The sequence below is a fragment of the Microcoleus sp. B13-B6 genome, from assembly GCF_036705405.1.
Classification (GTDB): Bacteria; Cyanobacteriota; Cyanobacteriia; order Cyanobacteriales; family Microcoleaceae; genus Microcoleus.
The window spans coordinates 123,809-143,976 of the sequence record NZ_JAUBUJ010000004.1 but is presented as its reverse complement, the minus strand read 5'-3'; the positions used below and the strand labels follow the sequence as shown (position 1 = coordinate 143,976).

Sequence of the window (20,168 nt, the reverse complement as noted above, 5' to 3'; positions counted from 1 at the left end):
AAGCGTAGGGTTCGCTATCGCTTAACCCAACCTACAGAATACCAGCTACAAGATCCACTCGGCATTCTGCAAAACGACTCGATAGCCATCTGGGTCTTCAAAGGTCACTCCATCTTTGTCCCAGTAGGGATTGTAGGAGTTTACAGGCTCAAATCCCATTGCTTTCATTCGCTCAACAGCCTGCTGCCATTCTTGTTGGTTAGGAAGGTAAAAGACGATAAGATTGTCTTGAGTTGGAGCGCCACCTACAATATGTCCCCGTTGATGGATGAATTCAAAGTGGTGGCTTTCTCCTGGCATCCCAACCATTACTCCGTCAAAACCTTCATGGTTTTCAAAACGATCGAGGATTTGCAGCCCTAAACCCTCTGTGTAGAAATGAACAACTCGATCGAGGCAATCCGTTGGACGAGCAACCCGTAAAACCTTTCCTTGAAGCATATATATCTTCTCCAAAGTTATTTTTGTGTTAAGCAGAAACTGGATACCGAATATTATGAGTTGTCAAAAAGTTCTCCTATGCGATCGACTGTCCGCTGATTTTCCTCCGGGCTACCCACCGTAATTCGCAAACCTCCCCCAGTATGCCTAATTAAAGTACCTCGCTCTTTTAGCTGCTGCATGATTTGTTTGTGTTCCTGTTCGGCAGATTCGCCCTCACGAGCTTTTACCCGCAGGTAAACGAAGTTAGCCGCACTCGGCCAAACTTGCAATTTTTGATGCTGAGTTAGCGCTGCAATTAATTTGGCTCTTTCTGATAGAGTTTCTGGAATAGTTGCTAGCAATAACTGCCGCTGCGCTAGAGCTAACTCGGCTGCGGTTTGCGAGAAACTGGGAAGGTTGTAGGGGAGGCGAATTTTTTCTAAGGTGGCTGTGAGTTCGGGATGGGCGATCGCATATCCGACTCTCATTGATGCTAGCCGGAATGCTTTGGAAAATGTACGTAAAATTATCCAATTCCGGTGATGGTGCAATTGGTCTGCTAAAGTATTTTGGCTGAATTCAAAATAGGCTTCGTCAATTACTACTAATATCTCTTCGGGTAAAGTTGACAACCATTCTATTTCATCTGGTGTCAAAGCATTGGCTGTGGGCGAATTGGGGTGAACGACAAAGACGGCGCGCACGGGGGGATTTTGATTTTGGGCTATCGCCCTTTTAGCCGCCTCGATATCGATTTCAAAATTCTCCTCTTTCCGCGGAGCACTCACAACGGGAATTCCGAGGGTTTGGGCGATTATTCCATACATCGAAAAGGTGGGATTCGCAACGAAAATAGAGCCTGCGCCGCCCAAGCAAGTAGCTATTAAGATGGATCTAATTAGTTCGTCGGAACCGTTGCCCACAGAAATATTGTCGGCTGTAATGGCGGTTTTGGGCAGTGTAACCCCCCCTAGCCCCCCCTTGTTAAGGGGGGGGACATTTAGGGATTCATTGACGTATTGGGCGATCGCCTCTTTGAGCGCTGCGTGGCCTCCGTCGGGATAGCGATTTGTCTCAATTAACTGCTGGTAAGTCCAAGCTAGCTTTTTTTTTAATTCTTCTGGCAAGTCGTAGGGGCATTCATTGGTATCGAGGCGATCGATCGCACTTTCCGAGTGCGCTGATTCTCCTGATGTGCCGCCCGGATGGGGAGTGTATGCGGTAAGTTCGGCTAAATCTTTTCGGATAAAGGGAAGCATGGTATAATTTACGACTTTTTATTTTAGATTATCTGCTTAGAAGCATCTGAACTTAGCATAGAGCTTGTTCTATCTCGAAAGCAAGAGGAGAGGGGGATTTAGTTTCTGTCGATCGATTGATGCGTCGGCTGTAACAAATTGATTATTTTGATAAAGTAACTGCTGATATTTGGAGACCGAGTATGAAAGTTAAGCCTTCCGATTTATCTAAAAATGCCGCCGCTACCCTCATAGCTTTGAGTTTGGCTGTTCTCCCTTCAGCTATGCCTGCCTCAGCTCAAACCGAGTCAGCTCCGGCACAGAACAATACTGAGTCTAATGGAGTTGTTCTAGACACCACTCCCCTTCAAGAAAGCAAGGAAGACAACAATCATTGGGGTGCTTTGGGTTTGTTGGGCATCCTCGGTTTGGCGAATCTCTTTCGCAAGGATGAACCCAAACGCTACCGCGATCCGATGGGCGAATAATTTTTTAAACTGCCATCGCACCAGCCAAAAACCCAATCAACCGTCGTGGATTCAGAAACCGGGTTTTTTACCTAAAGACTGGATTATTGCCTTTAATCCAACCAAAAAATCCGGTTTCTTTGATATTATTGATGGCCATTTTAGCCACAAAGTTTATTCAATCGCGCCACAAAGCAATCCCGCCCAATAAACCGCTCACATTGGGTACTATTTTAACCTGTGGCGGTAACTCAACAGCAATCTTTTTAGTATTGCCGCCGCCGATGTAAATGCGATCGCAATTAAAGAGATTTTGCAGATAGGTGAGCGCTTTTTCCAGACGGCGATTCCATCTTTTGGAGCCCACTGTATCTAATGCCGATCGCCCTAATTGCTGTTCGTAAGTTTCCCCTTTGCGAAACGGGTGATGTCCTAATTCTAGATTTGGCACCAAGATACCATCGACAAATAAGGCAGAACCGAAACCGGTGCCAAGGGTAATTACTAATTCTACCCCCGTCCCAGCAATTGCTCCCAATCCTTGAATATCGGCATCGTTAGCCACTCGCACAGGTTTTCCCAAGCGATCTTTGAGGGTAGTTTCTAGGTCAAAATCTATCCAAGACGGATCTAAATTCACTGCGGTTTTGATGACGCCTAGACGCACGACACCGGGAAAACCGACGGATACTCGGTCAAATTCCCCTTGTCCGCTTGCTAAAGAGGCGATCGCCTCTAGTACGGGTTCCGGTTTCGGTGGTTGAGGCGTTTCTAAACGGCTGCGTTCCGTTTGGGGCTCGCCTTCATTGTCCAAAACCATAACTTTGATGCCACTTCCGCCAATGTCAACGGCTAGGGTGCGAGTCGATCGATCTTGTTCAGTCATTTGAGTGTTAAGACTTGCAAGTTGGTCAAATTTTAATTTTTGAATTGGCAAAACTTTTGATCGCTTCCCACATTTCCGCTAGGACATTTCCCAAAGAATGATCGTCTTCTAATTCAATTAATTGCACCCAGGGACGGTTAGCGGCAAAATCTCTGCTAGCGTGAACCGGTATTATTGTATCATGCTTCCCGTGGAGAATTAACGTAGGCACGGATCGCATTAATTTTTCTTCAGGGTATTGAGCCATATCTGCCACAAACTGATAATTCAGCGGCAGATAACCTTGTTCGCCGTAGTGGTAAACGGGCAAATATTTCTCAGACTGCCATTTTTCTAACTGTTGCTGTCCCAACAGCGGCAGCCAGTGGGAGATAAAGTCAAAAGCCGGTGCTAACAAAACTATTTGTTTTACGGACAATTGTCGATCGGCCAACCAAGCCGCTGTCAGCCCCCCAAAACTAGACCCTATTATTGTAACTCCGCCTAATTCTTTTACCTTTTCTGCCGATTGCGAGGATTGGGTTTGCAGAAAGTCTGTTTCTATTTGCTGCAACTGACGGGTGAGGGTGAGGCCGGAAAAATCGTTTTGATTGAGATCTGGAGTTTTTAGGTCAATTCCTACGGAAGAAAAGCGCTCTCGGAAATATTTTGCCTTAAGGGAATCGGGACTTGAAGCAAATCCGTGTAAATAAATGTAACTCGAATCGTTCTGTAGATTCATCCAGAAATTTTTATGAGACTTCTTAACTAATTATTTTAACTTAAAATGAGTTATTAAATAAAAAAATAAGACCCTAAGTAGATGAACATATTTACTGATTATCCCAAGAGAGAAATCCATCGCATAGACTTGAAATCGCTTACTTTTTAGACAAATTATCCGAAGAGAGAAAGCCATCGCGTAGATTACAGAAAACCAGCGTTTATCGATGCCTGTATTTATTGATTTATACCTGCTTACAATGAATCGCAGAGTGCGAATTACGCACCCTGCAATTCACTCTAAACTACTCGTCAATTACTGCGGTTTTTGACCGTTTTGCATCCGGTTTTTAGCATTTTGTCGGCGCTGCTGCATCAGTTGAGCTAATTGGCTACGTTGTTCGGCAGTGAGCACTTCTCGCATTGCGAGTGTAATTTCAAATTGCACCTCTTCCAACTGCTGCCTCAATCCCATTATTTGACGGTGTTTGTCGCGTATTTGGCTGGCATTTTCCTTGCCGGACATCATCGTTTCCAATTCTTGTCTGGCTTGGCGGACTGCTTGCATTCGCTGGGAAACTTGGTCTTTGTAGCGATCGCGCACTGCCTGCATTTGCTGCTTTTGGTCTGCGCTTAAATTAAGTTTCTCGAACATCCCACCTTCCCTGCCAGCGGGTCGATTGGGACGCTGGTTTTGTGCAATTGTTTCTGGTTCTAGGGGATTGGGAACTGCTATTGCTGCGGCTGTGCTGCCGAGAGTCAGCATTAAAACGGCTAGGGCAGAAATACGACGAATTGACATGAAAATTACCTCTTTGATATTACTTATTTGTGGGCGGTTCACTGTCAGCACCAGGGCTGAAAGTCAACCAGTCTGTTTGTGAGCGATCGGTCATATTTTCTTGGGGAGAATCATGGAGGACACCCTCCCAGTTAGTGACTAAAAATGCTTCTAACTTAGCTGTTTCCTCATCTGGCAATTGTGCAGTCTCAAACGGACGGTAGCCAGACCAAAGAACTAGCAAACCAGCAGCAATCGCAGACGACACAGCCCACTTAGAAACAGATGATACTTTTAACCTGTCATTAGACTTAGGTGACGTAGTTACTCGCGTTTTTTTGCGGTGGGTTTCATGGAAAACACTCGCCTGATTACTTTCTATTGCTGCTAAAATTTTTAGCTCTAAATCTGGTGCAGATTCAGGAATATTTGGGCGATGTTGCTTCAAGAAATTAACTAACTCTTGGTCGCTGCTTGGGTTATTCATAGCTCGCTGACACCTTCTTTTTGCAAAAATTGCCGCAGAGAATTTCGGGCATAAAACACGCGAGATTTGACGGTTCCCGCAGGCAGTCCCAAAATTTGGGCTACTTCTTTTTGCGGGATGTCTTCTAAGTCGTGCAGCACCAAAACGCTGCGGTGTTCAAAGCTCAATTGCTCCAGTCCCCGTTGCACTAAATCTTGATAGTGCAACTGCATCAAGTCCGATGTGTTATCTTTGAAAATAACCCGATCCATTGTTTCTTGATTTTTGAGTTGGGAGTCAAAAGAATGCTGTTTAGCAAATGCTTGTCTTTGGTCGGAAGCCACATTCCACGTGATTCGATAAAGCCAAGTAGAAAAGTTTTCCTGGTGCTTGAGTTTGGGCAATCCTTTCCAGACTCGCAGGAATACTTCTTGTGCTAAATCGTCAAGAAGTGAGGGGCCGCAGAGTTGGTAAAGGGTTGACCTGACTTTGTGTTGGTACCGTTGGTAAAGGTAGCGAAAGCAAGTGCGATCGCCCTTTAAACATTGAGCAACTAAGTCCGAGTCGGAACAGTCATCGGTTAAAACATTGGCTGACACAGCTAACACCTGTGAAGTCTCCCCCACCAGTTCGTTATCTGAAGTGTTTAGACAGGGCGATCGCAAAAAAGGTTCAAAGGATTTAAAATTTTTTTTCGACGAGGCGGCAGGTAGGGAAACGGCACTGCCGTGTCCTGATTTTTCCTGTAATTAACGGGTTCCGAGGTGTAAACCTGGGAACCCAGATCCAGAGTCCCAGCCTTGGTTGAGAAAATGGACGCTCTGACTCGCCCCAGAAGCGTTACTTTTACAAGTGATTTAGAAAAGCTATGTATAGCGGTTATCAATTAAGGGAGGTACAAGTTTAGATTGAATAACTGAATAGTTGGGGAATTTACGAATCAATTAAAAAGTCCTCAATACCCCAATTTAAAATCTAAATCTGTACATTATCTACCTGAGAAAAGCTATAGTAGGCTTAGCGCTTTTATTGACCTGAGAGTTTGAGGCGATCGCCTGCCGGTGATATTGCTCTATCCAGGATTGAATTGCCAATTTAAATTCAGCTTTTTGTGCGTCTTGAATTCCTTTTGGATCGAAGCGATCGCAATAATGAATCTCAATCAACAATGCTAACTCTTCGAGACAATATAACTCCGGTTTTTCTTTTTTTAACCTCTCGATCCAATTTTTAAAAGACTCGGAAGGATGGCGAATCAATCCAGACTCATTTAAAGCCTGTTCGATTAAATAAAATTCCGATTTCGGACTCAACGAATCTTTGTTATAAATAGCTTTTAGCCAGCTTTGTTTCTTAGATAAAAGGCGTACATTTTTCTTAAAATTAGGATTACACCTCCAGAAAAATATTAAGATCAGCAGGATGACTCCCCCATACTTCAATCCATTGCTACCTGATAAATATCGCAACCCCAGCAAAATTTCGTAACTCAATAGCGACCATAAATCAGAGATAAATGCCCCTGGGGGAGCAGCAGCATCCTCCATGCTTTGCCAATCAGAAGGCGTAGCATCAAAAGCTTGCCATTTTCCCGCGATATAAGCCAAAGTCCAAGCATGAGCATGGCGACTTCTTACAATATACTGGTTCTCCAAAGAACTAAATTCGTGAACAGAATATCCAACAGCATAACGGGCTGGAATACCGAGTTTTCTCAGGAGAAGTGTCGCAGCAGTAGCAAAATATTCACAATGTCCAGAGCGAGTGTTCAGTAAAAATGTTGATAGAGGCGTAGCATCATTATCTTGGCCCCTAAGCTTCAGTGAATAAACGAAATTTTTTAGGAAAAACCACTCTATTTTATCTAAAATTTGTGGTGGAGACTGGCCTTGAATATCCATTTGGCTGAGGACTTTATTCAGTGCAGCCATTTCTGATTTTGGTATTTGCAGGTCGTCTGCTGTAGGCGGGCTATCTACAGAAAAATTATTATTAAAGTAGCTTCGATAAGCCAGCCTATCAACTTTTCCTACCACTTTAATTGTGCCATATTTATTCTTTTCCATCTGACTGACAGGCAAGGCGTCAATTTTAAAAGTTCCATCTGGCAGCTTTAATAAACCTTGGTTGCCTTGGAGTGTAGCCGAAATAGTAATCGTTGATGGATTCGGTAGTTGGTCGCCTAAATCCCAAGTTGTGCCATTAGTCTTTGGTTGTACGGGAACAAAGTTAGGATTTAAGGCGAGCCACAGTGAAGAGTTGTAGCGATTATAAGTGGCTTCTCTTAGCAGTCGGGGAGGAGTCTGTTTAGCTTCAGGAGCAACTCTAAAAATAATTTCATTTGACTGTTTTAATAATCCCACTGATCCGATGTTCGTTTGTTTTTTCAAAAAATCTGTTTCTTGAGAATTCCCATTACTAAGCCATGAGATTGCTTGCTGTTCTACTGCTAGGTGAAGTTGGTGCAGACCCATCTGTCCTATAAATCCTATACTGCCAGCAATTAACATCAGACCAAGCCAGAGAATAGATGAAAATCTTTTCGTTCTCACCGACCACAAAGCAATAGCTGTTAATGCAAATATCCCAGCATAAAAAGATATCTCTCTACTATTCGTCGCACTAGCGGATAGCAGACAACAGATAAAATATGGATAATTTAGATTCACCATCAAGGGGTTAAGTGGTGCTTTTTTTGTGGCTTTGTTTAGCCACAAAAACATTAGGCGTATATCCAGACTTTCCTTGAGAGAATATACCTGAGCAGCTACCAGTGGAAACAATACACCAGGAAGCCACTGCAACAAATTATATATCAAGTAAATAGAGCGGTTGGCGACCAGGAGATAAACCAGCAAACAGCACAAAAAAATCAGGCAGAAATTAGCAATGCGCCTAAAATCACTAGCTGAAAAATCCCACCGATAAGGCAACCAGCTAGCTGCCTCTAAAATCAGAGCAATTGGCAAAGCAAAAAACCATAGTCCCGTCTGCCAGCCCCAAAAAATTACACTAACACCCAAAAGAAACACTGGCATTTTCATAATTTCATTAACTCCTCTTGTATTTGACCTAGCTTTAAAATATGGCAGCTTGTTAAGTCATCTTTAATCAACTCTAAATTTAAGCTATCTAATTTAGCGTCTCGCTCTGTTAAAATTAAAACTAAGGTATGGATACCGCGACTTCTTAAATAATTTATTAATCTTTTTCTAGGTTCGTCCCAACACAAAAATATACAAATACAACCGCTTAGCAGAGAGATTTTCTTCATTAAAACTGAGGTGAGGGAGTCAAAAACTTTATCCTGACAGGCACCGACGGAGGCGAGAATTTCTAGCATTTTATCAGTAGAGTTTAGCCCTCTACCAAAGGTAAAACAATAAGCTTCTTGAACTACAAACATCAAATCCAATAAGGATTCTTGAGTCTGAACTTCATAGGATAATGAAGCAGCGATTGAAATTGCCTCTTCTAAAATTTCACTGTACTTTACACTTTGAAATGTATCCAAAATTAGGGCGTGCCTCACAAAAAATTCATCCTGTTCTTCTTTAACCATTGGCTTACCTGCTTTTGCCCAACTTTTCCAGTGAATTTTTCGTAGCGGATCTCCCGGTCGATAATCCCGCAGAGACCTAAATTCCTCGGAATCTCCTACGGATGAAGCTAATGTTACGCCACCTGATTGATATCTTCTTGAGCCAGGAAGCTGAATTGGTGGTAAATGATATAGTTTGGGTAAAATTAACATAGATTGGGGCAAGGAATTTGTTTTACAAGCATTCCAAATCCCAAAAGGATCTGACCTAGTAACTGTTAGACCACTGAGGCGGATAACACCTCTGCAGGACGGCGTGATTTCACCTACCACTTCTGTTTTGCTATTGGGTGGAAGAGGAGGCAATTCTATGACTTTAGCTGTGGCGCATTGTTTTCTATAAATCAGCCACAGCCAACGATAATAGCCGAAGTATTTATCCAATGAAGTGCGCTGTTCTTCACCCGGTTCAGGTGTTTCTATAAATTCTTGAAAACTTGGGAAGGTGTCGGCAAAATTTTCCCACAATTTCAGGTTATTTTGACTGTGGCTAGTTTTGTTATGAATGAGTATACGGTATTTTAAAGTGACTCCAACAGTTGCAAACTTTGGCAAAAACCGTACTGCATTGAAGCGGAAGCGAAAAAATTTACTAAAAATTATGGCTATTCCTATAATTGACAACAGGAAAGTAAAGATTTGATAAGTCACAGTCTGATTAGTATCTAATCCTAAAATTCCCGCTAAAAGCGTGCAGCTAAGCACTGCTAACCCATTGTTGGTCAATCGCTTCTTTCGCGAGCGATTTACACGCGCACAGAAGCGAAAAATAGCGTAGAAAAAACGTTTCATTTTTTAGGCGGGTACAGGAATAGATTTGATAATTTCTTCAACTACACCTGGGGCCATTCTACCAGAAAAACGCGCTTGAGGTTCCATTACTAGGCGATGAGCGATGACTGATACCGCCTGTTCTTGAATATGTTCTGGCGTAACAAACTCATAGCCATCGAACAAAGCTAATGCTTGAGCAACTTTCATTAAAGCTATGGAAGCTCTGGGACTCGCCCCTAGTTGTACGCCTTCGGCTGAGCGAGTTGCATTCACGATATCTACGAGGTAACGTTTCAATTCTTCACTAATCCTAACTTGCTTTACCTGCTGTTTTAAGCTAATTAAATCCTCTAAATTAACGCAGGTTTGAAGTGTATCAATAGGATGTTGATGGATTTGGTCTCCGAGCAGGTTAACTTCGTCTTCTGGCGAGATGTAGCCTAGACTAAATTGAACGGCAAAGCGATCCATTTGGGCTTCAGGAAGTGGATAAGTGCCACGAGATTCTACTGGATTTTGAGTAGCAATGACAAAAAATGGGTCTTTAAGTTTGTGTAAATTTCCGTCAATGCTGACTTGAAATTCGGCCATTGCTTCTAGGAGGGCGGATTGGGTTCGCGGTGATGACCGATTGATTTCGTCAGCCAAGACAATATTAGCAAAAATAGGCCCTTCGTGGAAATGAAACGTGCGTTGATTGGGGTCGAGCATGGATATGCCCAAGATATCGGATGGCAAAAGGTCAGGTGTAAATTGAATGCGTTTAAAGCTGACATCGACAGATAAGGCTAGGGCTTTAGCTAGGGTAGTTTTACCTGTACCGGGATAATCTTCTAGGAGGACGTGCCCGCCACTCACAAAGGCTGACAGCAATTTCCTGATTGCTGCTGATTGCCCTTTCACCACTTTTTGAATGTTGTTGGAAATCCTTTGATAAATTTCTCTGCCCGACTGAGCGTGATTTTCTGTAATTGCTTTATCCATTATTTATTGTGTTCGTAGCGTCCGGTTACTGTCCCGCTGATTGGCTTCGCTAGATTTAACTATTTACAGCATTTTTCCAATATGTATAAGTTTTTAAACCAATACTTTTTTGATTTTCATTATATATCTCATCCAAACACCTGAAAAGAGCTAAAGCGTAATTTTTCAATCCCAACTCTGTCAAACTTGTGAGAATCCTAGTCAGCCGCAGGTAGTTGTGATTAAATTGTTCAATCCACTCTCTTTTCCTTGACAAATATTCTGGGGACTTGGCAATTACAATTTCTGCGTTTTCCCCTTCGCGGCATTCCAACCCGTAAAACCCCAGCATGACTTTTAGAGATTTGACTAAGCGACTTCTTAACTCTTCACTTGTTCTAAAAGCTTGAATAACCTCATCATTTAAAGTAGGAGCACTGGAATTAAAGCGGCTCTTTTCTCTCAGCGGAAACAGCCATTGAATGTAATTGTGCACGGATTCCAGCTTCTGGTAATCCCACGACCAAATATCCTCGATCGCCCGACCTTGTGAATCAGGCTGCTGGCCGAGATAGAATGCTAAAATTTTGTTTTGTTTGGTTGAATTACTCATTAATCCCTTTACGGGCGGGCAGGATGCCCACCCCACAATAAAATTTAATTTTTCTGTGGAACAGGCATCCTGCCTGTTCTGGAAAATGGTGCAATATCTGAATTTTAACTGACTTTAGGCTGTTAGGCAGGGGTTTAAACCCCTGGCTGCTTCGCCCGCTTTACCGCAGAGTCACAAACTCTTCACCAGTCGATGGGTGAATGCCAATAGTCGCGTCGAAGTCTTTCTTCGTAGCTCCCATATTAACAGCGATCGCCATTCCTTGAATAATCTCCCCCGCGTCTTTCCCAACCATGTGCACGCCCAAAACTCTGTCCGTATTAGTCTCAACAACTAACTTGACAAAAGTCTTCTCATCTGCACCTGTCAAAGAATGAAACATCGGTCTAAACTTGGCTGTATAGCACTTAATTGATTCGGGAAACTTGGCTTTAGCCTCCTCTTCTGTTAAGCCAACTGTAGCTGCTTCCGGCTGGGAAAATACCGCTGACGGGACATTTTCGTGAGTGATTGCTCTCGGATTGTTGCCAAATTCAGTATCTGCAAAAGCGCGTCCTTCGGCGATCGCAATTGGCGTTAAATTGATGCGGTTGGTGCAATCTCCGACTGCAAAAATGTGCTGCTGACTGGTGCGGCTGTCTTTGGTAACGGCGATCGCACCTTTATCGGTTTCTACCCCCGCATTTTCTAAACCCAATTTTTCTAAATTTGGTAAGCGCCCGGTAGCGGACAAAAGCGCGTCTACTATTAGCGTTCCTTCGGATTTTCCCGACAGAGTTAATTTTAAACCTTCTGGGGTTTTCTCAATGTGGTTGATCGAGCTTTCTGTCAAAATGTTTATTCCGTGCTTACTCATTCCTTCTTGCACGTTAGCGCGAATTTCTTCGTCGAAGTAGTGCAGTATTTGATCGCGCCGGATGATTTGAGTTACTTGGCTTCCCAACCCGTTCATAATGCAAGCAAATTCGACACCGATGTAGCCGCCACCCCAAATTGCCAACCGTTTTGGCTGCTCTTTTAGTAGGAAGATTTCGCGAGACGTAATCGCGTGTTCGATGCCGACAATTGGGACTCTTTGCGCTTCTCCGCCCACTGCAATTAAGATTTTAGCTGCGGTAAATTTTTTGTCACCAACTTCGACGGTATGGGGGTCAATAAATTTGGCGTATCCTGAGATTAATTCGACTCCGGCTTTTTCAAGAAAGCTGATGTGCAGTTTGCTCAGCCGCCGCACTTCTGTGTCTACCGTGGTGACGAGTTTTTCCCAATCAAAGCTGCTTTCAACTGGACTCCAACCGTAGCCCACCGCATCTTCGTAAAGGTGCGAAAATGTTGAGGCGTACACCATGAGTTTTTTGGGGACACAGCCGCGAATTACGCAGGTTCCGCCTACTAAGTCATTTTCGGCGATCGCCACTTTTGCGCCGTAGGATGCTGCTCGCTTGGAACTCGCCAATCCGCCGGAACCCGCACCTATCACAAACAAATCGTAATCGTATGTCATAATTGTATTTACCTAAAATCTCCAACTTACCAAGTTTACGCTTAAATTTTCTTAATGATAGCTCAAAAATTTTGCCTTTAAGAACTTCTGATCGCTACATACATAGCTAATTGAGGGGTAAAAAAACGGGGGACTAGCCGATATTTGGTTATAGGATAGCCCCAAAATGCCATCTGTGATGAAAAGTTTAGCCGTATAAGAGCAGGTGGCCTCACTCGGGAGCATCTCATATTTGTAAAAAAACTTCTTCTAGCTCCCTCCTTCTTCCTCTTTCCTACTGCCTTCTGCCTCCTGCCTCCTGCCTCAAAACTCCAATTTCTAGCTTGGCTGAAAAAGTGAGATGCTCCCCCTCACTCAACCCTACCTGCTTACTGGTATTGTCAGATTCGTTAACTCTGCCCCTACTTTGACTCGGTAGATTGAGCTGGCTCTGTATTCTGATCCTTTGACGCTGTATCATCTGGTTTTTGGATTTGCTTGAGATGAATCTCATTCACCTGATTGATAAAGTTTTCTATTGCCATTTTTGTCATTTGTTGATGTTGGGCTGCGTCGGCTACATCATAGCAACGATAAGCTGGAGTCACTCCTAATACAAATTTCTCCTGTTCCGCTTCTAACAATTCCACAGCCGTGTTAGCAGAAATCCAATTCTCCTGAAAAGGAAAGGAGGTAACTATACTGGCGACTATCGAGGCGACAGCGGGACAAATTACGGGCAGCCATTTGAGCAAAGATTGACCTGGTTCCAATTTGTCTACCAATACTAAAATTGGTGTGACTCCCGAGAAAATCACGGTTGCCAACTGGAAAGTATAGTAAATATTTCTCGAAGTCTCTCTGGTGTTTTTATAGTCGTCAATCAACTCCTGGCAATATCGTAAAGCCTTTTCTCTCACCGGGGTAATCGAATTGTTATCCGAAACATTATTCGGATTTAAGAGGTAATTATATAGTTCCGCTTTTCTTCGGATTTCTAACTGATTAGCATTATTCCTAGAGTTGTGAGCCAATTGCCTATTGGTCAGGAAGAGAAAAATAAAACTAGAGAGAAAAACCGATCCCAAAATAACGATAAGTTGATTGTCTGGAAAAACTCTGGTAAGGAGGCACGCACCCACAAAAGCGGCTATGGATAAATACTCAACAATTTTCAGGAAAGATAACATTTGTGGACTCGATGAGACTGTATTGGAAATCTCGGTCTGGTTTGTATCCGCAGAAGTAGTCATTGGTTTGTACTCTGTTTGGCGATCGGACACAAGTTTAGCCTATTTGGGTGTCTATTTCACCCAAGCCCTGTCAACTTGGTGAAGAAGGCCCTGAAACCCTTGAAAAGTTGTTGATGGCGATCTTTAAATATTCCTTGTATAACAGTAGATGACCAATAAACTGGGTTTATTGGTCATCGCCAACGGGTAGGATGAGGTAAAGCAGGGCGAGCGTATTTTGACAGTAGTTGCCATAAGCACCCTACAGAGAGAGTCAATCGATTTTAGATTTTAGATTTTAGATTTTAGATTTTAGCATTGACCCCACGGATAAATTCGGGGGTTCCTTTATCGGATACAGGTTTTTTATTTCTGGACGCATGAATCCGGGGACTTGTATCCTGGATGCTTTCGGTCACTGCATAAATAGTATAGATTTTTTGGCTCTGCTGAATTTATGTATGATTTTGCCTGTAGGGATAATTCTAAGTCCTTACACCGTCAGCGGTGGGGCAATCACGGGGGGATTTCCCCTACAAATTTTATACCCCATTCAGCAACGCCGATTTTTGTTTCCACTCCGACTTTACCTCCCAGTTGGTGTCAAAGTATTCACTTTGATTTGAATATAGATTTTCTGTTCATTAGCATCGAAACAGCCGTCACCCCGATCGCCAAAACCGATGGGAAGTGTTAGCTTAGTAGTTAGTTGTGTCGATCGCACAGAAAAAAAATGCCTGAACTACAAACCGATACATACCAAGACCTCGACCCGCAAGTCCTCTCAAAGCCCGTTGTTGTCGGTCTGGAAGAGGTAACAAAAGTTTACGGGATTGGCGACCTGGAAGTTCGCGCCTTAAACGGCGTCAGCTTGACCGTAAGACAAGGAGAATATTGCTCGATTATGGGCGCATCGGGTTCCGGCAAATCTACAGCTATGAATATTATCGGCTGTCTCGATCGACCTACGAGCGGCAGTTACTACTTAGACGGCGTAGATGTCGCCCAAATGCCCGAATCAGAATTAGCCGGAATTCGCAATTTAAAATTAGGTTTTGTCTTCCAACAATTTCACCTGTTGCCTCAATTGACAGCCTTAGAAAATGTCATGTTACCGATGGTATATGCCGGCATTCCCGCAGCAGAAAGACGCGAACGCGGAGTAGATGCTTTAACGAAAGTAGGCCTGGAAAGTCGCCTGCAAAACAGACCGAATCAACTATCAGGAGGACAGCAGCAGCGCGTAGCCATCGCCAGGGCTATTGTCAACCGTCCCGTGTTGTTGCTGGCTGATGAACCTACAGGTGCATTGGATACAAAAACTACTCAAGAAGTAATGGATATTTTTACAGAATTCAACGAAAGCGGCATGACTGTTGTTATGGTAACGCACGAACCGGAAGTAGCGCGCCAAACTCGCCGCGTTGTCTGGTTCCGGGACGGTCAAGTTATTCACAATAATCTCAACCCGGAAGAGCTTTCACACGCGGTATTTTAGTATAAAAGTCCGCCAAAAGCGAACAGAAAATTCGGCGATTGAAATCGCTTCTAGACAAACAAAGTCCGCCTACGCGGACTGAAGAATCAAGAAAGTATTATTTCTATCCAAGAGGGCTTTAGCTATTAGACAGGGGTTTTCAACCCCTGGCGGACTAATACACAAAACGCCAGATATCTGCTTAATGAAAAGCACTGGGAAAAGCTTCCCAAACTCGATCGACAAAATCTCTAAGTTGCCGAGATGCGATCGCACCATCCTTTTTTTCAGCATCCAGAGAGTGCAACTCAGTCAACAGTGAAATTACCTCAGTATCAAAAGCCTCCCGAAACAAGCTCAGCGGCCAAAGCAAATCAGCACCATCCCGCAAATCCGATAAAGTGTATTCTGCCGATAAATCTTTCCCCCACGCCGATACAACTAACATCAAAGGGCGCACCCAACAAACTTGACGTGCCTCAACCACTTGGATCACCTCGGAATGGAGGCACGCATCTCCACATTCTAAACTGACAATTTGACCGGGCTTAAAGTTCAAAGCAAAACCCATAGATTCTGACATTGCATAGCAAAAAATTACCACTGTATTCAACAGTCGTAACAAATATTATAGCACTTTTTAGTAATATGAGATGCGTGATTGGTCATTGGTGATTACTAGCTGACTTACCTCACTTACTTGAGAACAACTGACAACTGACAACTGACAACTAACAACTTTCATCAAGCTTTTTAAGATCCATTTCGAGCTGGGCACTCAACAATCGTGCTTCTTTTTTACCACCGCCACCATTGGCATAATCCGCCACGCAAATCGGAGCACCGATCGCAATTTTTACCTGACAACCCCATTGAGGAATGCGCGGGCGATAGCGGATACTCATCGGTACAATTTTCACCCCCAAACCCGGTTTGCTCAACTCTGCTTGCATTGCCAAACGCGCCAATCCAGGCTTAATCGGGTGAACTTCGCCATCCTGAAAAATACCGCCTTCGGGAAAAATCACCAACATTTCTTTGTCGAGGAGTAGTTCCACGCCGTAACGGAGACTGCCAATTGCCGGATGCTTGAGATCCACAGCAAACCCCCCCAAATTTCTGATGAACCAACCTTGCAGTCCTTTCACTTCATCAGCAGTTACCATAAACCGCAAATCGCGTCCAGTCACCATCTGTCCCGTTGAATAAGGCATCATCAGGGCATCCCACCGGGAGCGGTGCGTAGGGGCTAAGATGACAGGCCCGTCTTTCGGCAAGTGCTCCTGTCCGGTTATCTCAATCTTGCCAAAATGAAACGGTAGGACAACATAGTGACCTAGCGGATAGAGCAAGGAGGTTAACCAAGGAGAAACGCGAGAGGTATTAGATGCTACCTTGGCAGGCATGGGCTTCACTAGAGATGATTTACTGGACTCAACGGCGATCGTGGCGGTGTGGCGCATAGCAATTAAGCTGCCTTATCGAAATATAAAGTCTAAAGTAAGTTGTTGGACAAATCTTTAGTTTTTGGCTCAGGACAGTTTTGCTATTGGCCTTGTGCAGATCGAGCGATCGCGCCCGCAAGAGATAATCTGTCACAGGTAAAACCTCAGCCAACCGGACAGCACTAATGCAGAGCAGTCGGCCGCCTGGAAAGCTTGATCGGGCAATTACGGATCTATTATTTCAGTTAAAGGATCAATTTCAATTAAACATCGCCCCGAAGAGAGTAAAAAATTTTACCGGTTAATTTTTCCGGCGTGCTTCAAACCAAGAAAGCAACTGCTCGCGGCAAACAGACTCCATAATACCGCCGAGCACCTCTAATCGGTGACACGAATGCGCGCTATCTGGAATATTAGCCGCAGTCCGAATCGTGCCAGTTTTCGGATCATCTGCTCCGTATACCAGCAGACCAATCCGAGCTTGGACGATCGCACCCGCGCACATCGGGCAAGGTTCCAGCGTTACGTAGAGTGTGCATTGGTTAAGATGCCAGTCTTGCAAAACTTTGCCGGCCGCCCGCAAAGCCAAGATTTCAGCGTGAGCAGTCGGATCGCAATCTCGCTCTCGCCGATTTTGCGCTTCGGCAATCAATTTGCCAGTACCGTCAACAATTGCAGCACCCACGGGTACTTCACCAGCATCACCGGCTGCTTGCGCCAGTTCCACAGCCCTAGTCATCCAGCGTTTGTGAATAAAATAAGTAGTCTCACTAATAGCCAACGGCTCAGCTTTATAATTCACGTCATACCTAAGTTACAGAAAAACTTAAGATCGATATAGAAAGTTACATTACAGCTTAATCGAGAGTCTTTAATTATGGACACCACTACGATTACCACTGAAATTGTTGAGCTGTTGTGCCGCATTAGTCGGCAAAAGCTGCGCGAACAAGATATCACTCCTTTGGTAGTGTTTCTGACTGCTCTGATTTCCATCCTGCGCGGAGTGATGATTATTGACAGGACGATCGCAGTTGAAGAAGAAGAACGGCTGCAAAAGACTCTCAAAGCCTTTGCCAGCGGCGACCGCGATCGGATCGAACTAATTCAGCGCCTTGTCAAAGGAGTATCGAAACAGCAGGTTTACTTCAACCCCACGGAATTGCTAACCCTGACAGCTTTGTTCTCAGAATCTGAAAAACTGTTGCTCATCGGTTCCGGCTACGAAATGTCAGCGGCCGACGGACACATCGATATGCGGGAGCAAATGTACTTACAGTCGATCGCAAATCGGCTCGGCCTCGACTCCAGACACATTGCAGTCATAGACACTTTATTTACTAAAGAAGGAACCCTCGACTCAGAAGCTTTTGCCGAAGTTAAAGCTTTACTCGATCCCAGCGAATTCGAGTCCCGCGATCCGGTATTTGGCAAAGCAGCAAAGCACTTGCTGAGTATTTTACTCCGCCAATAATCCAGCCCCTATAATTTTTTGGGCAGTACAAAGTAGTGAGAGAGGATTTCGAGGATTTGACGCTGTTTCCAATTGAGATGGGAATTGGGCGCTCTTACCCTCAAAAACCGGGTTGGTTAACCCCTACCAAGAGCGCTGCACGGCGTATGTTGGTGAAAAACCTGGTTTCTGCCTAAGTCCCGCTTTATTTTTTTGGCAAGAGTCGATCGACCCTTGTATCCCATTGAACCGAATCCCTCTAAAATCTAAAAGCGACTTGTCGCTGCCTTGATTGACTCAGCTCAATCTCCAATCTCAAATTGATTGATTATGCAAATTGAATGGCAAACCGCCAAAACCTACGAAGACATTCTGTATCACAAAAGTGGTGGCACCGCCAAAATTACCATCAATCGACCTCACAAACGGAACGCTTTCCGTCCCAAAACCGTGCAGGAACTGTGCGATGCCTTTACTGATGCCCGTGAAGACACAAAAATCGGCGTTGTCCTTTTCACCGGTGCCGGGCCTCATACAGACGGCAAATACGCCTTTTGCGCCGGCGGCGACCAAAGCGTGCGGGGTTCGGCGGGATATGTAGACGAAGGTGGCATACCCCGCTTGAACGTGCTCGACTTGCAGAAGTTGATTCGATCTATGCCCAAAGTTGTAATTGCTTTAGTTGCAGGCTACGCAATTGGAGGGGGTCACGTTCTGCACTTAATTTGCGATTTGACGATCGCTGCTGACAATGCTATTTTCGGACAGACCGGCCCCAAAGTCGGCAGTTTCGACGGTGGTTTCGGAGCTAGCTATCTCGCCAGAGTAGTCGGCCAGAAGAAAGCCAGAGAAATTTGGTTTTTGTGTCGCCAGTACAGCGCGCAGCAAGCCCTAGAAATGGGTTTAGTCAACTGCGTCGTGCCCGTCGAACAACTAGAAATAGAAGGGATTCAGTGGGCTGCGGAAATCCTCGAAAAAAGTCCGATCGCGATTCGCTGCTTGAAATCCGCTTTTAATGCCGACTGCGACGGTCAAGCCGGTTTGCAAGAACTGGCGGGAAATGCCACTTTGCTGTACTATATGACGCAGGAAGGCGCCGAAGGCAAACAAGCCTTTTTAGAAAAACGGCAACCTGATTTTAGTCAATATCCTTGGCTGCCATAGCTGGATGGAGAAATCAGTTTTTTTTATGCGCTCATATTAAAGTAGATGCTGCTGAGTTTTATGAGTTAGTAAAGCCAAATGCACGCGCTCGTCCAAAAGTGTCAGTATGGATACCAGTTCCCAAAAAGAATGAAACTGCTTTGCCAGATCCAAACCATGATAGTCATCAGTGATTCCCCAATCGAAAATTGACAATCGAAAATGGTATGAGCTGTCCTGCTGCAGACTAACTAGACCGAGAATGCTGCAGCGGATTTTTCGGTTAAGGTTGTGCCTGTAAGCTGGCCGGCATGGCGATCGGAAAGAGTGACGGTGGCATCCTGCAGCGTCAGAGTCGATTCTTGCCACAGTCCAATTTCTTCTATGTTTTCCCAAGATGACCTAAAAGGCGAAACCGCTAAAGCACAAGCTTTCCACTGACTTTGAACCGGGCCGCCTAGTAAAGCGCAAACACCCCCGCGTCTGCCTTCAGGGGTATAGTGACGGCAGTGACCACAAGCTGAAGTTAAAGGTGAAGTTAAGGAGGTTTGCATAAAAGTTCTTAGGGAAATCATTTTCATCTCTAATTCTCCCTTGCAGAGCTAGTCTGCCTTAGAGCCTCCCAACCTTTATGCTGTCTGGGTTGTAGCGATCCCCGGAGCATAATTAAATTTTATAATTTATTTATAATCTCGTTATATATAGAAACAATTAGCTCGGTCGTTGCTCATTGTATAGGTAAAAACCCAGGTTAAAAGTTTATAAAGCCGTTAGGGATCAAGAAAAAGTACAAATGCCCAACCAGTATGAGAGGTTACAAATAAGCGGTAGCAGAGAATACAAAAATTGGCTGAGAGTGTCGGTAAGCAGCCTCCGGGAAACAGCAACAATTGAGTTTTCCACTGAAAATGAAAAATAGCTGCCGACGCGCGAGCCCCTGTTGCATTGACGCCAAAAGTAGCTAATCATAAAATAGGCAAGTTTTCAACCTTCATGTTTATCTCTACAATCAACATATTAA

23 protein-coding genes are annotated in these 20,168 nt (G+C 44.3%); 4 read left to right on the top strand and 19 right to left on the bottom strand.

Going from position 1 to position 20,168, the window contains the following annotated elements:
- Window positions 1-45: 45 nt before the first annotated feature.
- Together QUB35_RS03290 and QUB35_RS03285 are read right to left on the bottom strand one after the other, a co-directional pair.
- The gene (locus tag QUB35_RS03290) at window positions 46-441 is read right to left on the bottom strand and encodes a VOC family protein (RefSeq protein ID WP_333139350.1); all 396 of its coding nucleotides are present in this window, start codon (window positions 439-441) and stop codon (window positions 46-48) included.
- 53 nt (window positions 442-494) lie between these two features.
- On the bottom strand, window positions 495-1,682 hold the full coding sequence (locus tag QUB35_RS03285; RefSeq protein WP_333139348.1) for a histidinol-phosphate transaminase: 1,188 nt from the start codon (window positions 1,680-1,682) through the stop codon (window positions 495-497).
- 182 nt (window positions 1,683-1,864) lie between these two features.
- Here QUB35_RS03285 and QUB35_RS03280 point away from each other — a divergent pair, with 182 nt between their 5' ends.
- Window positions 1,865-2,149, top strand: coding sequence for a WGxxGxxG family protein (locus QUB35_RS03280; RefSeq protein ID WP_333139346.1), 285 nt, complete (start codon window positions 1,865-1,867; stop codon window positions 2,147-2,149).
- Window positions 2,150-2,306: 157 nt separating this feature from the next.
- On the opposite strand, the gene QUB35_RS03275 is transcribed toward QUB35_RS03280, so the two are convergent.
- From QUB35_RS03275 to QUB35_RS03220, 12 genes are all read right to left on the bottom strand, one after another.
- A complete protein-coding gene (locus QUB35_RS03275) occupies window positions 2,307-3,014 on the bottom strand; it encodes an ROK family protein (RefSeq protein WP_333107905.1) in 708 nt (235 codons plus the stop codon).
- A gap of 25 nt (window positions 3,015-3,039) precedes the next feature.
- Complete coding sequence (locus QUB35_RS03270) at window positions 3,040-3,735, bottom strand: YqiA/YcfP family alpha/beta fold hydrolase (RefSeq protein ID WP_333139344.1); 696 nt, start codon at window positions 3,733-3,735, stop codon at window positions 3,040-3,042.
- Window positions 3,736-4,032: 297 nt separating this feature from the next.
- Window positions 4,033-4,518, bottom strand: a complete 486-nt coding sequence (locus QUB35_RS03265; RefSeq protein ID WP_333139342.1) for a Spy/CpxP family protein refolding chaperone — start codon at window positions 4,516-4,518, stop codon at window positions 4,033-4,035.
- A 19-nt stretch (window positions 4,519-4,537) separates the two neighbouring features.
- Window positions 4,538-4,984: a hypothetical protein gene (locus QUB35_RS03260; protein ID WP_333139340.1), complete on the bottom strand. Its 447-nt coding sequence runs from the start codon at window positions 4,982-4,984 to the stop codon at window positions 4,538-4,540.
- Complete coding sequence (locus tag QUB35_RS03255; protein ID WP_333139338.1) at window positions 4,981-5,571, bottom strand: sigma-70 family RNA polymerase sigma factor; 591 nt, start codon at window positions 5,569-5,571, stop codon at window positions 4,981-4,983. Before QUB35_RS03255 ends, QUB35_RS03260 begins: the two co-directional genes overlap by 4 nt.
- A 384-nt stretch (window positions 5,572-5,955) precedes the next feature.
- Window positions 5,956-8,007: a transglutaminase domain-containing protein gene (locus QUB35_RS03250; protein WP_333139336.1), complete on the bottom strand. Its 2,052-nt coding sequence runs from the start codon at window positions 8,005-8,007 to the stop codon at window positions 5,956-5,958.
- Complete coding sequence (locus tag QUB35_RS03245) at window positions 8,004-9,356, bottom strand: DUF58 domain-containing protein (protein WP_333139334.1); 1,353 nt, start codon at window positions 9,354-9,356, stop codon at window positions 8,004-8,006. The genes QUB35_RS03250 and QUB35_RS03245 overlap by 4 nt, the downstream gene beginning before the upstream one ends.
- A gap of 3 nt (window positions 9,357-9,359) precedes the next feature.
- Entirely contained in the window at window positions 9,360-10,322 is a 963-nt protein-coding gene (locus QUB35_RS03240; RefSeq protein ID WP_333139333.1) for a MoxR family ATPase, read from the bottom strand.
- A 55-nt stretch (window positions 10,323-10,377) separates the two neighbouring features.
- A complete protein-coding gene (locus tag QUB35_RS03235) occupies window positions 10,378-10,914 on the bottom strand; it encodes an opioid growth factor receptor-related protein (RefSeq protein ID WP_333139331.1) in 537 nt (178 codons plus the stop codon).
- Between the two features lie 160 nt (window positions 10,915-11,074).
- A complete protein-coding gene (gene gor, locus QUB35_RS03230) occupies window positions 11,075-12,418 on the bottom strand; it encodes a glutathione-disulfide reductase (RefSeq protein WP_333139329.1) in 1,344 nt (447 codons plus the stop codon).
- Window positions 12,419-12,819: 401 nt separating this feature from the next.
- Window positions 12,820-13,650 (bottom strand): DUF4231 domain-containing protein, encoded by an 831-nt coding sequence (locus QUB35_RS03225; RefSeq protein ID WP_333139327.1) that lies wholly within the window; start codon window positions 13,648-13,650, stop codon window positions 12,820-12,822.
- A 565-nt stretch (window positions 13,651-14,215) separates the two neighbouring features.
- Window positions 14,216-14,353: a hypothetical protein gene (locus QUB35_RS03220; protein ID WP_333139325.1), complete on the bottom strand. Its 138-nt coding sequence runs from the start codon at window positions 14,351-14,353 to the stop codon at window positions 14,216-14,218.
- 9 nt (window positions 14,354-14,362) lie between these two features.
- Between QUB35_RS03220 and QUB35_RS03215 the strand changes: the two genes are divergently transcribed.
- The gene (locus QUB35_RS03215; protein ID WP_333139323.1) at window positions 14,363-15,127 is read left to right on the top strand and encodes an ABC transporter ATP-binding protein; all 765 of its coding nucleotides are present in this window, start codon (window positions 14,363-14,365) and stop codon (window positions 15,125-15,127) included.
- Window positions 15,128-15,308: 181 nt separating this feature from the next.
- Here QUB35_RS03215 and QUB35_RS03210 read toward each other — a convergent pair whose 3' ends face one another.
- The 3 genes from QUB35_RS03210 to tadA form a co-directional block, all read right to left on the bottom strand.
- Window positions 15,309-15,689 carry a hypothetical protein gene (locus QUB35_RS03210; protein ID WP_333139321.1) on the bottom strand — a complete coding sequence of 127 codons (381 nt, stop codon included), beginning with the start codon at window positions 15,687-15,689 and terminating at the stop codon, window positions 15,309-15,311.
- A 148-nt stretch (window positions 15,690-15,837) separates the two neighbouring features.
- Window positions 15,838-16,569, bottom strand: coding sequence for a lysophospholipid acyltransferase family protein (locus QUB35_RS03205; protein ID WP_333300399.1), 732 nt, complete (start codon window positions 16,567-16,569; stop codon window positions 15,838-15,840).
- A 283-nt stretch (window positions 16,570-16,852) separates the two neighbouring features.
- A complete protein-coding gene (gene tadA / locus QUB35_RS03200) occupies window positions 16,853-17,353 on the bottom strand; it encodes a tRNA adenosine(34) deaminase TadA (RefSeq protein ID WP_333139317.1) in 501 nt (166 codons plus the stop codon).
- A gap of 75 nt (window positions 17,354-17,428) precedes the next feature.
- Between tadA and QUB35_RS03195 the strand changes: the two genes are divergently transcribed.
- Both QUB35_RS03195 and menB read left to right on the top strand, forming a co-directional pair.
- On the top strand, window positions 17,429-18,025 hold the full coding sequence (locus QUB35_RS03195) for a TerB family tellurite resistance protein (protein ID WP_333139315.1): 597 nt from the start codon (window positions 17,429-17,431) through the stop codon (window positions 18,023-18,025).
- A gap of 309 nt (window positions 18,026-18,334) precedes the next feature.
- Window positions 18,335-19,168: a 1,4-dihydroxy-2-naphthoyl-CoA synthase gene (menB, locus tag QUB35_RS03190; RefSeq protein WP_333139313.1), complete on the top strand. Its 834-nt coding sequence runs from the start codon at window positions 18,335-18,337 to the stop codon at window positions 19,166-19,168.
- Between the two features lie 36 nt (window positions 19,169-19,204).
- On the opposite strand, the gene QUB35_RS03185 is transcribed toward menB, so the two are convergent.
- Entirely contained in the window at window positions 19,205-19,363 is a 159-nt protein-coding gene (locus QUB35_RS03185; RefSeq protein ID WP_333139311.1) for a hypothetical protein, read from the bottom strand.
- Between the two features lie 35 nt (window positions 19,364-19,398).
- Window positions 19,399-19,728, bottom strand: coding sequence for a hypothetical protein (locus tag QUB35_RS03180; protein WP_333139309.1), 330 nt, complete (start codon window positions 19,726-19,728; stop codon window positions 19,399-19,401).
- Between the last annotated feature and the right edge of the window lie 440 nt (window positions 19,729-20,168).

Coding starts and splice junctions, on each gene's coding strand:
- QUB35_RS03290 (WP_333139350.1), bottom strand. CDS start 441: ATGCTTCAAGGAAAGGTTTTACGGGTTGCTCGTCCAACGGATTGCCTC.
- QUB35_RS03285 (WP_333139348.1), bottom strand. CDS start 1,682: ATGCTTCCCTTTATCCGAAAAGATTTAGCCGAACTTACCGCATACACT.
- QUB35_RS03280 (WP_333139346.1), top strand. CDS start 1,865: ATGAAAGTTAAGCCTTCCGATTTATCTAAAAATGCCGCCGCTACCCTC.
- QUB35_RS03275 (WP_333107905.1), bottom strand. CDS start 3,014: ATGACTGAACAAGATCGATCGACTCGCACCCTAGCCGTTGACATTGGC.
- QUB35_RS03270 (WP_333139344.1), bottom strand. CDS start 3,735: ATGAATCTACAGAACGATTCGAGTTACATTTATTTACACGGATTTGCT.
- QUB35_RS03265 (WP_333139342.1), bottom strand. CDS start 4,518: ATGTCAATTCGTCGTATTTCTGCCCTAGCCGTTTTAATGCTGACTCTC.
- QUB35_RS03260 (WP_333139340.1), bottom strand. CDS start 4,984: ATGAATAACCCAAGCAGCGACCAAGAGTTAGTTAATTTCTTGAAGCAA.
- QUB35_RS03250 (WP_333139336.1), bottom strand. CDS start 8,007: ATGAAAATGCCAGTGTTTCTTTTGGGTGTTAGTGTAATTTTTTGGGGC.
- QUB35_RS03245 (WP_333139334.1), bottom strand. CDS start 9,356: ATGAAACGTTTTTTCTACGCTATTTTTCGCTTCTGTGCGCGTGTAAAT.
- QUB35_RS03240 (WP_333139333.1), bottom strand. CDS start 10,322: ATGGATAAAGCAATTACAGAAAATCACGCTCAGTCGGGCAGAGAAATT.
- QUB35_RS03235 (WP_333139331.1), bottom strand. CDS start 10,914: ATGAGTAATTCAACCAAACAAAACAAAATTTTAGCATTCTATCTCGGC.
- gor (WP_333139329.1), bottom strand. CDS start 12,418: ATGACATACGATTACGATTTGTTTGTGATAGGTGCGGGTTCCGGCGGA.
- QUB35_RS03225 (WP_333139327.1), bottom strand. CDS start 13,650: ATGACTACTTCTGCGGATACAAACCAGACCGAGATTTCCAATACAGTC.
- QUB35_RS03215 (WP_333139323.1), top strand. CDS start 14,363: ATGCCTGAACTACAAACCGATACATACCAAGACCTCGACCCGCAAGTC.
- QUB35_RS03210 (WP_333139321.1), bottom strand. CDS start 15,689: ATGTCAGAATCTATGGGTTTTGCTTTGAACTTTAAGCCCGGTCAAATT.
- QUB35_RS03205 (WP_333300399.1), bottom strand. CDS start 16,569: ATGCGCCACACCGCCACGATCGCCGTTGAGTCCAGTAAATCATCTCTA.
- QUB35_RS03195 (WP_333139315.1), top strand. CDS start 17,429: ATGGACACCACTACGATTACCACTGAAATTGTTGAGCTGTTGTGCCGC.
- menB (WP_333139313.1), top strand. CDS start 18,335: ATGCAAATTGAATGGCAAACCGCCAAAACCTACGAAGACATTCTGTAT.
- QUB35_RS03180 (WP_333139309.1), bottom strand. CDS start 19,728: ATGAAAATGATTTCCCTAAGAACTTTTATGCAAACCTCCTTAACTTCA.